At 71.4% G+C, this 9,599-nt stretch carries 12 protein-coding genes and 2 pseudogenes; 7 read left to right on the top strand and 7 right to left on the bottom strand.

Translation table 11 applies throughout. The features are described 5' to 3' along the window. Positions 1-9: 9 nt before the first annotated feature. Positions 10-387: a VOC family protein gene (locus ABZY44_RS30305; protein WP_356659367.1), complete on the top strand. Its 378-nt coding sequence runs from the start codon at positions 10-12 to the stop codon at positions 385-387. Between the two features lie 652 nt (positions 388-1,039). Here ABZY44_RS30305 and ABZY44_RS30300 read toward each other — a convergent pair. Then, positions 1,040-1,600 (bottom strand): TetR/AcrR family transcriptional regulator, encoded by a 561-nt coding sequence (locus ABZY44_RS30300; protein WP_356659366.1) that lies wholly within the window; start codon positions 1,598-1,600, stop codon positions 1,040-1,042. Between the two features lie 114 nt (positions 1,601-1,714). Between ABZY44_RS30300 and ABZY44_RS30295 the strand changes: the two genes are divergently transcribed. Together ABZY44_RS30295 and ABZY44_RS30290 are read left to right on the top strand one after the other, a co-directional pair. After that, positions 1,715-2,401 (top strand): SDR family oxidoreductase, encoded by a 687-nt coding sequence (locus ABZY44_RS30295; RefSeq protein ID WP_356659364.1) that lies wholly within the window; start codon positions 1,715-1,717, stop codon positions 2,399-2,401. Further along, the gene (locus ABZY44_RS30290; protein WP_356659362.1) at positions 2,398-2,577 is read left to right on the top strand and encodes a hypothetical protein; all 180 of its coding nucleotides are present in this window, start codon (positions 2,398-2,400) and stop codon (positions 2,575-2,577) included. Before ABZY44_RS30295 ends, ABZY44_RS30290 begins: the two co-directional genes overlap by 4 nt. 47 nt (positions 2,578-2,624) lie before the next feature. On the opposite strand, the gene ABZY44_RS30285 is transcribed toward ABZY44_RS30290, so the two are convergent. Further along, positions 2,625-2,837 carry a DUF397 domain-containing protein gene (locus tag ABZY44_RS30285; protein WP_356659360.1) on the bottom strand — a complete coding sequence of 71 codons (213 nt, stop codon included), beginning with the start codon at positions 2,835-2,837 and terminating at the stop codon, positions 2,625-2,627. Continuing rightward, positions 2,834-2,962: pseudogene (locus tag ABZY44_RS30280) on the bottom strand (transcriptional regulator); the annotation flags it as partial. The pseudogene ABZY44_RS30280 and the gene ABZY44_RS30285, both read right to left, overlap by 4 nt. Here ABZY44_RS30280 and ABZY44_RS30275 point away from each other — a divergent pair. The 4 genes from ABZY44_RS30275 (at position 2,955) to ABZY44_RS30260 (ending at position 7,415) form a co-directional block, all read left to right on the top strand. Next, positions 2,955-3,155 (top strand): hypothetical protein, encoded by a 201-nt coding sequence (locus ABZY44_RS30275; RefSeq protein WP_356659358.1) that lies wholly within the window; start codon positions 2,955-2,957, stop codon positions 3,153-3,155. The pseudogene ABZY44_RS30280 and the gene ABZY44_RS30275 overlap by 8 nt on opposite strands. A gap of 224 nt (positions 3,156-3,379) precedes the next feature. Beyond that, positions 3,380-4,798 carry a cellulase family glycosylhydrolase gene (locus ABZY44_RS30270; RefSeq protein ID WP_356659356.1) on the top strand — a complete coding sequence of 473 codons (1,419 nt, stop codon included), beginning with the start codon at positions 3,380-3,382 and terminating at the stop codon, positions 4,796-4,798. A gap of 534 nt (positions 4,799-5,332) precedes the next feature. Beyond that, complete coding sequence (locus ABZY44_RS30265; protein WP_356659354.1) at positions 5,333-6,970, top strand: MFS transporter; 1,638 nt, start codon at positions 5,333-5,335, stop codon at positions 6,968-6,970. Between the two features lie 169 nt (positions 6,971-7,139). Beyond that, positions 7,140-7,415: an SHOCT domain-containing protein gene (locus tag ABZY44_RS30260; protein WP_356659352.1), complete on the top strand. Its 276-nt coding sequence runs from the start codon at positions 7,140-7,142 to the stop codon at positions 7,413-7,415. A gap of 126 nt (positions 7,416-7,541) precedes the next feature. Here the strand turns inward: ABZY44_RS30260 and ABZY44_RS30255 are convergent, their stop codons facing one another. From ABZY44_RS30255 to ABZY44_RS30240, 4 genes and pseudogenes are all read right to left on the bottom strand, one after another. Continuing rightward, positions 7,542-7,997 carry a DUF6325 family protein gene (locus tag ABZY44_RS30255; protein WP_356659351.1) on the bottom strand — a complete coding sequence of 152 codons (456 nt, stop codon included), beginning with the start codon at positions 7,995-7,997 and terminating at the stop codon, positions 7,542-7,544. A gap of 158 nt (positions 7,998-8,155) precedes the next feature. Beyond that, on the bottom strand, positions 8,156-8,836 hold the full coding sequence (locus ABZY44_RS30250; RefSeq protein ID WP_356659349.1) for a GAP family protein: 681 nt from the start codon (positions 8,834-8,836) through the stop codon (positions 8,156-8,158). A 105-nt stretch (positions 8,837-8,941) separates the two neighbouring features. After that, the gene (locus ABZY44_RS30245; RefSeq protein ID WP_356659347.1) at positions 8,942-9,355 is read right to left on the bottom strand and encodes an SHOCT domain-containing protein; all 414 of its coding nucleotides are present in this window, start codon (positions 9,353-9,355) and stop codon (positions 8,942-8,944) included. Between the two features lie 40 nt (positions 9,356-9,395). Beyond that, a pseudogene (locus ABZY44_RS30240) lies at positions 9,396-9,599 on the bottom strand (class II glutamine amidotransferase); the annotation flags it as partial.

The following is a 9,599-nucleotide window of genomic DNA, read 5'->3' as shown; positions in this document are numbered from 1 at the left end:
GGAGCTCCCATGACCACCACCGTTTCCGTCACCGGACCGGACTTCATCGCACTGCAGGTGCGTGACGTCGACGCGGCCGCCGCCTTCTACGAGACCCACCTCGGGCTGCGCCGGGCGCTGGTCTCGCCCCCCGGCGCCGTGGTGTTCACCACCGAGCCGATCGCGTTCGCCGTCCGCGAGGCCCTTCCGGGCGTGAACCTCGACAGCGTGGAGCGGCCCGGCGCCGGCGTTGCCCTGTGGTTCAAGACCAGCGACGCCCAAGCCCTCCACGACCGCCTCCAGGCCGCCGGGACCCCCATCGTCAGGGAGCCGGAAGACGGCCCGTTCGGCAGGATGTTCACCTTCCTCGGCCCCGAGGGCTACGCGATCACCGCTCACGGGAACTGACCGCGCACGCTTCACCCTCACCCCGCAGGGGCCGTCCTCCCTCGCGCCCGGCCTCGGCTTCCTGAAGTGCTCCACTCCCGCCGGGTATCGCGACCCCGCTCAGGGGCAAGCCGTACGGCCGGCCTTCCCCGCCGACGACGGCCACTCGACGGTGGGCATCGGGGTGAGGCGGGAGGGCTGGGCCGCAGGGCATGGTGGAGGCGGAGGTCGCCGTGCACACCGGCCCGCCCTGCAAGGGGCGGGCCGGGACGGCGGCAGGGGCCGAGCCCGTTCCGGCTTTCTCTGAGGTCAAACGCAGTGCGGCAGCAGCTGGCCCGCATCCTCTCGCTCGACGTCGACGGCAGTGGATTCCCCGATTCCCCCAGCTCGCCGAGGGTGATCCCGTGGTGTCCGAGCTCAGCTCGGCGTACCGGGGCATGCGGCCGCCCCACTGCGGTCGATGCCGGTCAAGGATGCCCTCGCTCGCCCCCCTTCGGGCCTTGCCCGGGATCGGCCCCTTTTCCGACGGGCTGATCCTCATCCGCGGCGCCGGACGCCCCGACGTCTTCCCCCGCCACGAACCCCGACTGCGCGCCGCGACGGCGCGCGTGCGCGGCTGCTCCCGACGGGCCGGTGCATTCCCGCGGCGTGGCGCCAGGCGTCGTGTCCCTGGTCAGCCGGTCGCCGTCAACGCCGCGCGCGCGGTGGTGAGGATCTCCTCGGAGAGCGGGGACCCCTTGGTGGCCCGGGCCAGGACGAGTGCGCCGAGCATGGTGCACAGCCGGGTGATGCCGTCCTGGTCCTCGGTGGCGAGCCACTCGGCGAAGTCGCCCACCCCCTCGGTGTAGACACGGCGGGCCTCGCGATCTCCGGGCTCGCGCGCGATGTCGGTGGCGAGTGCGGCGGCGGGGCACCCGTCTGCCGCACGGTCGCGATGCTCGATGGAGAGGTACGTGTCGATCAGCGCCTGCTGGGCGGCGTCGCGCTGTCCGGAGCGCTGCTCGAGTCCGGCATTGCGGAGCCGGGTCAGTTCATCGAACGCGTGGGCGGTGGCTTCGTCGATGAGCGCCTCCTTGGAGGCGAACTGCTTGTAGAAGCCCCCGTGGGTCAGGCCGGACGCCTTCATGAGGTCGGCGACGCTCACGTGGGTGCCCTGCTCCCTGAACAGCCGGGAGGCGGTCTCCACGACCCGTCGGCGGTTCTCCTCCGCTTGCGCCTGCGTTACGCGGCCCATCAGCCACCTCCCTGATCGGATGTCGATTGACATCTATCCTAGGTCAGAGTTTAGATTGTGGTCGTAATCTAATTGCGGCGCCGCTCGGCGGCGCCCGGAACGCTGGGAGCTGGCATGGAAATGAAGGACGCGGTAGCGGTGGTCACCGGCGCCAACAGGGGGCTCGGGCGCCATCTGGCCGCCCAGCTCGTGGAGCGCGGGGCGAAGGTGTACGCGGCGGCCCGCCGACCCGAGGCGGTGGACCTGCCGGGTGTCATCCCGCTGCTACTGGACGTGACGGACGAGGACTCCGTCCGGGCAGCGGCCCGCACCGCATCCGACGCGACACTGCTGGTGAACAACGCGGGCATCTCCACCGCCACCCCGCTGATCGCGGGCGGCCCGGACGCGGTGCGCCTGGAGATGGAGACGAACTTCTTCGGCCCGCTCGCCGTGACGCGGGCTTTCGCCCCCGTCATCGGGGGCAACGGCGGCGGCGCCGTGCTCAACGTCCTGTCGGTCCTGTCCTGGCTGCACCCGGCCGGCCTCGGGTCCTACGCCGCGGCCAAGGCAGCGGCATGGGCGCTGACCGACGCGGCCCGGGAGGAACTGGCGCCCCTCGGCATCACCGTCTCGGCGCTGCACGTGGCGTACATGGACACCGACATGGCCGCGGGCGTTCCCGCCGACCAGAAGACCGACCCCGCCGATGTCGCAGCACAGGCCCTGCGCGGCATCGAGGCGGGCCTGCCCGAGATCCTCGCCGACGAGACGACCCGGTACGTCAGGCGGAGCCTGGCCGCTTCACCGAACGCGGCGTGACCCCCGCCCAGGTGTCGGCGGCCCGGGTGCGGGAGCGCGCCGCCCGGTCCCGGGCCATCGCCGGCACGGGCCGCCAGCACTTCGGTGCCGACCGGAACTTCACGAACCTGGACCGCAGCGCACGCCGTGCCGCCTGGCGGATGATCCGCCGCGAGGCGGGCTACGACGAGGGCTGAGTGTCGGGTGGCGGGTCCCGTTCGGTGGACGGGACCCGCTGACGCTCCTACGTTTGCGGCTCGGCCGCCAGGCCGACGAACCCGGCCCAGGCCTCGCGTCCCACAGTCAGCACGGGCCCGCTGACCCGCTTGGAGTCACGGACGTGCACTGCGCCAAGTGTCGTGGCGACCTCAGGGCACTCGCCGCCTTCCGCCCCGCTGTAGGTGCTCTTACGCCAAGTGAGTTCCGATGCCGCCGTCGAACTCCGTGCCGTGTTCATAGCTCTCCCAGCAACTTCTCGATGAGTTCAGTGGTCTCTCGCGGGGTGAGAGCCTGCGATCGGATGATTCCAAAGCGCGCCGCGACAGAGCGCACTTCGGCGCGGTCGTTGAGCAGGATGCTGCGCATCGAACCCCTCCACGAGGACCTGTGCGTGGTCTGCGGGCCGGACGACGAGATGACCGCGGGGATCGCCGAGGCGCTCGCGCTGATCCGCCTCAGCCTTGATGGACCGGCTTCGTGGAACGGACCGGGCCACAGACCGGGTCGGCCGGGCTCGCAGCCCTTCGCCGGCGGCGGCCGGGGGCGTTTGCGGTGACGGCCTGCTCGTCGCGTTCGGCATTCGGCTCGCGGACCCGCTGGCCGGAGACCCGCGCGAAGAAGCGGAGCCTGTCGTCCCCGTACCACAGGCGGCTCGTCGGGACTCGGGAGGAAGTCCGGCCAACTCCCGGCAAGCGCTGGGAAGTTGGCCCACTCGCCAGTAACATCCCACCGGCCAGTAGCACCGCCGCCCGAGCGGCCACCCCCGAAAGGGTCTCCTGCATGCGCTTGACCTCACGCGTCGCCTCCGCCGCCCTCGCCGTGGCCGCCCTCCTGCTCGGTGTCCTCCCCGCGCAGGCCCAGGCCCGCCCCGACCGCACCCCCGACCGGGTCACGGTCGGCGACCGCACCTTCATCGCCGACGGCCAGGGCCGCGCGATGCAGTGGCGCGGCTTCAATCTCGCCGACAAGAACAGTCGAGGCGCCGACGCGTTCGCCGACATCCACGAGAGCGACCTCAAGGACATGGCCGCCCGGGGCTTCAACCTCGCGCGGCTCGCGTTCCTCTGGGACGACCTCGAACCCACCCCCGGGCACTACGACCGCAGCTACCTCACCAAGATGCGCCGCATCCTCGACTGGGCCGACCGCTACCACGTCAAGGTCATCCTCGACGCCCACCAGGACGTGTACGGCCCCCGCTTCGGCTCCCGCGGCATCCCCGACTGGGCGACCCGCGACGAGGGGTTACCGTTCACGCCCACACCCGACGACTGGTTCGCCGGGTACTTCCAGCCGTCCGTACAGACCGCCTTCGACCACCTGTACAAGGACGCCGATTTCCGGGCCGCGCACGCTCGGATGTGGATGACGGTCGCCTCCGCCCTGGGCGGGCACCCGGCGCTGCTCGGCTACGACCTGATGAACGAGCCGTTCGCGAAGTTCCTCGAAGGCGAGGACCTCCCGGCCGCCGCGGCCCGGTTCGAGGCCACCGAGCTCACCGAGCTGTGGAACCGCCTCGCCCGGGCGATCCGCCTGGTCGATCGCAAGGCGTGGGTGTTCGTCGAACCGACCGTCATCGTCGGCCTCGGCGTCCCCACGCAGATGGGCCACATCGACGACCCGCACGCCGGCTACGCGCCGCACTTCTACGAGACCGCGATGGAGACCGGCGCCGACTACGACCCCAACGGCACCTTCGTTTCCGCCTACGAGGCCGCGATCAGTGACTACCCGGCCCGTCACCGCATGCCGGTGATCGTGGGGGAGTGGGGCGGCAACCCCTATGTCCCGCACGCAAGCCAATTCGTGAACGACATGACGGCCTCCCTGGACCGCTTCTCCAGTGGCTGGACGTGGTGGCAGTGGTGCCGGGGCGGCGGCTACTGCTTCCTCGACCAGACGGGCGCCGTGAAGCCCAACGCCCAGCTGCTCGTCCAGCCGTACGCGCGGGCCGTCGCGGGCGACCCGCTCACGTTCGCGTACGACCCGGCGGCACGCACCTACACGCTCACCTTCCGCACCCGCGACAACGCGGACGGGCCCACGCAGATCACCGTGCCCAAGGACACGTACCCGGGCGGCTACCGCGTCGATGTGCAGGGCGGCAAGGCCAGTTGGGACGGCCACGGCCAGACCGTCTCCGTGAACACCCACGGCAGGGCCGGAGCCACCTACAAGGTGACGATCAGCCCGAAGTAGCCCATCCGGTTCGTACGGGGGCTGCGACCCGCAGCCCCCGCATCAACTGAAGAGGGGCGGACCGGCGCCCGGCGCTGGTTCTCGCCGCCTGCGCCGCCCCGGCGCCGTCGGCGGGCAGAGGAAAGGGAACTCTCCTTAGGCTGCTTCCGGTTGCGTCGCAGCTGCGCCTTCGGGAGGCGGAGGTGGACCGCAGTCCGCCAGCCGTCACGCCTTCACCGACCTCGCCCGGCCACAGACGGAATCGAACTCGCCGAACAACTCCCGACCGGTCTCGACCCGGCCCGAGCGGGCGAGGCGGGCCAGGGCCGGCGGGTCGCGGGGCTTTGCTCTGGCCGAAGTCGCGTTCGGCCTTGGCCCGGTCGTGGACGGCCACGTCGTGTAGTCCTGCGGGAAGGCGGCCGTGGCCGTCCGCCGCCCGTCCGCCGCCCGTCCGGACGGGGCCCGAGGCGTCGGCGTGGTCGGTCGCGGCCGACCGGTTGACACGTTCGGCGGGTCGGCATCCGGGGTGGTGGGGCGGCTGGGAGCCTTGCGTCCATGACATCCGGGGCAGGCACTTCTGAGGGATCGGCCGCTCCTGCGGGGTCGTCGTCGCGGGTCGTCCTGCTGACGCTGGCGTCCGGGCAGTTCCTGATGGCGCTCGACAGCTCCGTCATGAACGTGTCGATCGCGACCGTGGCCGAGGACGTGGGCACGACCGTGACCGGGATCCAGGGCGCCATCACGGCGTACACCCTGGTGATGGCGATGTTCATGATCCCCGGAGGCAAGGTCGGCGCGCTCATCGGCCGCAAGCGGGCCTTCCTGATCGGCTGCGTGATCTACGGCTGCGGATCCCTGACGACCGCCCTGGCCCCGAACCTGACCGTGCTGCTGCTGGGGTGGTCGTTCCTCGAGGGGGTCGGGGCCGCGCTCATCCTCCCCGCGATCGTCGCGCTGGTCGCCGGGAACTTCACCGTGGAACGCCGGCCGGCGGCCTACGGGCTGGTCGCCGCCGCGGCGGCCATGGCGATCGCGGTCGGGCCGCTCGTCGGAGGCGTCGCCACGACGTACTTCTCCTGGCGCTGGGTCTTCGCCGGTGAGGTCGTGATCGTGGCCGGCATCCTGGTGCTCGCCCGCCGCGTCGCCGACTCGCCGTCGGACACGCGCCCGCGCATCGACCTCGTCGGCGCCGTGCTCTCCGCTCTCGGGCTCGGCCTCTTCGTGTACGGGGTGCTCCGCGCGGGCGCATGGGGCTGGTTCCTGCCGAAGAGCGGCGCGCCCGCCTGGTTGGGGATCTCCCTGGTCGTGTGGCTGATGCTGGTGGGACTGCTCCTGCTGTGGCTCTTCCTGCTGTGGGAGGCCCGTCTGGTGAAGCGGGGCCGGGAGCCGCTGGTGGACCCGGGGCTGCTGCGCAACCGGCAGCTCACCGGCGGCCTGACGATGTTCTTCTTCCAGTACCTCGTGCAGATGGGCGTGTTCTTCGTCGTCCCGCTGTACCTGTCGATCGCCCTCGGCCTGTCCGCGCTCCAGACCGGCGCCCGTCTCCTGCCGCTCTCCCTGACCCTGCTGGCCGCCGCGATCCTCATCCCGCGCCTCCTCCCGGACGTATCACCGCGGCGGGTGGTGCGCATCGGCATCCTCGCGCTGCTCGCGGGCGCGGTGGCACTGCTGGCCGCGCTCGACGCGGACGCGGGCGCGGAGATCGTCACGGTCCCGCTCCTGCTGATCGGGCTCGGCATCGGGGCTCTGGCCTCCCAGCTGGGGGCGGTCACCGTGTCCGCGGTGCCGGACGAGCAGAGCTCGGAGGTCGGCGGTGTCCAGAACGCCGTCACCAACCTCGGCGCCTCGATCGGAACGGCCCTGGCGGGGTCGATCCTGATCGCCTCGCTCACCGCGTCGTTCCTGACCACCATCGAGCAGAACCCGGCCGTTCCGGCCGAGGTCACGAGCCAGGCGGCCGTCAAGCTCGAGGGCGGGGTGCCCTTCCTGTCGGACGCCCAGCTCAAGACCGCCCTCGACGAGGCGGGCACGAGCCCGGAGGTGGCCACGGCCGCGCTCGACGCGAACGCCGCCGCGCGGCTCGACGGCCTGCGCGCCGCACTCGCCGTCCTCGCCTTCGCCGCCCTCCTCGCGATGTTCTTCACCCAGCGGATCCCGACGACCCAGGCACGCGCGACGAAACCCGCCGGGTGACACGGACCCCGGGGGACACCACATCCGCCGGGGGACACCACACCCGCCGGGGGGCGGCCGGCCCGCTTCCCCGCAGGGTGCGAAGCGCCCCTCGGTGCGATGCTGGAACGTAGGTCAGGGGTCGGCAGTACACCGCCCGGCCCGGGCCCCGTCAGTGAGGAGAAGTGACGTGCCTGGTCTTCTTCGAGGAGTAGCGCGCACCGCGGTGGTGGCCGGTACGGCCACGGCGGTCTCCAACCGGGTCTCGCGGCGCCAGGCGGGCCGGTGGGCACAGCAGGAAGCCGCCCCCGCCCCCGCTCCTGAGGCGTCCCCGCCCCCGCCCCCGCCGGGCGACGACATGAGCAGCCGGATCGATCAGCTCAAGGAACTCGGAGCATTGAAGGAGCAGGGACTCCTGACCGAGGCGGAGTTCGCGGAGCAGAAGAGCAGGATCCTCAGCTCCTGAGCCCTCCCGTCCCCCCTGGCCTCCTTCCTCTTCCCCAGTCCCTCCCGTTCCCTCATCCCGGCACCCCTCGCCCCCCACCGACTGTGGGGGGCGAGGGGTGCCGGGATGAGGGAACGAGGACGGGGTTCAGGCGCCGTCGGCCGGCCCGCCCTCCTCGGTTTCGAGGGAGGCCAGCAGGGCCTGTACGGGGATACGGCCGCTGGCCACCATCTGCGCGCCACTGCGCCGCAGGGCACGGGCGAAGGGGGCCGCCCAGACGTTCTCGTACACCAGGACCGCGGCCGCGTTGCCCGGCTCCAGGGCGTTGCCCGCTTCGTCGAGGTCGTCCTGGCCGAGCAGGCCCGACGAGGCTCCCTCGAAGACGGACATGCCGAGCCCGCTCCCGTCCTGCATCTCCGCGACCTCCACGGCGACGACGCTCCCGTCGAGGTCCTTGCGTACGAAGCTCATGTCGAGGATGCGGACGATGCCCCTGTCGACCAGGTCGAGCAGCAAGGGGAACGCCTCGCCCGTCATCCGGTTGCCCGGAAACTCGATGACCAGGAAGTCGACGGGCCCCATGTCTTCGATGTCGTCGCTCATGAGCACTCCTCCGCACGCGGATGTCGCGGCCCGAGCGTGCGCCCGGCCGATGTTCCTGCACGGCCCGGCCTCGTGACGCCCCTCGACGGGCGACTCCGGCACGGGCCCCAGGTCCGTAGTCATTGCAGCATCCGCCTCGGGGCTCCGCACCTCCACGTTCATCCCGTGAGCTGGTAGAGGCTCCTGCAGACGAGCCAGATTCCGAGGCCGAGACAGGTGAGCACGATCGCCGGGTCCTTGTGGCGTTCGAGCCACGAGCGCAGGTTCGTCAGGGCGAGATGGGCCCTTTCCGGCGCGAACACCATGTACAGCTCCATGCCCAGGAGGGTGCATGTGGCCAGGAGGCAGAACCCCACGAGGGCCACGAAGGTCGTGCCGTGGGAGAGGTCCGCCTGTACGACGGTGGCGGCGGCGGCGCCGACCATGCCCCAGGGCTGGAGGAGCACGGCGAGGGTGGCCGCCGACCATCCGGTGGCGTCGTCCATGCGCGACGTCAGCGACGACCCGGACTCCGCGCGGAGCTCTCCCGCGGCGGGATCCCGGGCCGCACGGGTACGGCGCAGCCGGCGCCGGTGCTCGCTGTACACGATCAGCCCCAGACCGATGACCAGCGTGGCGACGAGTGCGGCGACGGAGGGCGGCGAGCGCGGCGGGGCCGGCTGCCCGTCGGTCAGGAACAGGACGATGGCGATGACGGCCACCAGGCAGGCCAGCCAGCCGAGGATGAAGGCCAGGCCCTTCCACACCCCACCGGGTGCGGACAGGACCAGCACGAAGGCCATGATCGGCAGGGGGAAGAGCGTGACCGCCAAGCCGATGACGAGCAGGTCGGTCACCATGGCCACGCACCCCGCAGCTGGTCTGTTTTCCGGCCGACGGCGGGAAGGCCGGGGCCCCACCGCCGTCGGCGTCACGAAGAGGAGGATCCGATCCGTGGCCGGGCGTCAGTCCGCGAGGACCTTGGCCTTGGCCTGCTCGTACTCGGCTGCCGTGATGTCGCCGCTGTTCTTGAGCTCGGCGAGCCGGGACAGTTCCTCGGCACGGCTCGTGGGTCCGGCACTCTCGCGTACGTAGGAGCGGAACGCCTGCTCGTTCTCCCGGACCCGGGCCATCTCGCGTTCGCCCATCCCGCGCCCTCGGACGATCAGGTACACGAACACGCCCAGGAAGGGCAGCAGGATGACGAAGATCGTCCAGCCCGCTTTAGCCCAGCCGTTCAGTCCGTCGTCGCGGAAGATGTCGCCGATGATGCGGAAGAGCAGCATGAACCAGAGGACCCAGATGAAGATCAGCATCATGGTCCAGAACATGTTCAGCAGCGGATAGTCCACCGCCAGGTTGATCATCGAGTCCTTCATGGCCGGTCTCCTGTCGCTCGGGGCGGGGGTTCCACGCCCGTCATGCCGGTTCGGGGGTGAACGGAAGCAGCTCGTCCGCCCCGGGCTGTACGACGCCGTAGGTGCTTTCCGGTACCTCGTTCCAGGCGCCCGGGAGGTCGCCGAGGGGCTCGGACACGACGAGGCGGGTCTCGTCCGACACCTCCTGGAGGAAGGTGACATCGGGGTGCAGGCGGCGCAGTGAGTCCACCTTGCTGCTGTAGAA

Origin of the sequence: Streptomyces sp. NPDC006544, from assembly GCF_040611715.1 — a bacterium.
In the GTDB taxonomy this organism is placed as follows: Bacteria; Actinomycetota; Actinomycetes; order Streptomycetales; family Streptomycetaceae; genus Streptomyces.
This window is presented reverse-complemented; position numbering and strand designations above follow the sequence as displayed.

What these genes read in the sequence shown, in the direction of transcription:
- ABZY44_RS30275 (WP_356659358.1), top strand. Translation starts at nt 2,955, where the DNA reads ATGCTGCGCATCGAACCCCTCCACGAGGACCTGTGCGTGGTCTGCGGG.
- ABZY44_RS30265 (WP_356659354.1), top strand. Translation starts at nt 5,333, where the DNA reads ATGACATCCGGGGCAGGCACTTCTGAGGGATCGGCCGCTCCTGCGGGG.
- ABZY44_RS30300 (WP_356659366.1), bottom strand. Translation starts at nt 1,600, where the DNA reads ATGGGCCGCGTAACGCAGGCGCAAGCGGAGGAGAACCGCCGACGGGTC.
- ABZY44_RS30245 (WP_356659347.1), bottom strand. Translation starts at nt 9,355, where the DNA reads ATGAAGGACTCGATGATCAACCTGGCGGTGGACTATCCGCTGCTGAAC.
- ABZY44_RS30305 (WP_356659367.1), top strand. Translation starts at nt 10, where the DNA reads ATGACCACCACCGTTTCCGTCACCGGACCGGACTTCATCGCACTGCAG.
- ABZY44_RS30250 (WP_356659349.1), bottom strand. Translation starts at nt 8,836, where the DNA reads ATGGTGACCGACCTGCTCGTCATCGGCTTGGCGGTCACGCTCTTCCCC.
- ABZY44_RS30270 (WP_356659356.1), top strand. Translation starts at nt 3,380, where the DNA reads ATGCGCTTGACCTCACGCGTCGCCTCCGCCGCCCTCGCCGTGGCCGCC.
- ABZY44_RS30295 (WP_356659364.1), top strand. Translation starts at nt 1,715, where the DNA reads ATGGAAATGAAGGACGCGGTAGCGGTGGTCACCGGCGCCAACAGGGGG.
- ABZY44_RS30285 (WP_356659360.1), bottom strand. Translation starts at nt 2,837, where the DNA reads ATGAACACGGCACGGAGTTCGACGGCGGCATCGGAACTCACTTGGCGT.
- ABZY44_RS30255 (WP_356659351.1), bottom strand. Translation starts at nt 7,997, where the DNA reads ATGAGCGACGACATCGAAGACATGGGGCCCGTCGACTTCCTGGTCATC.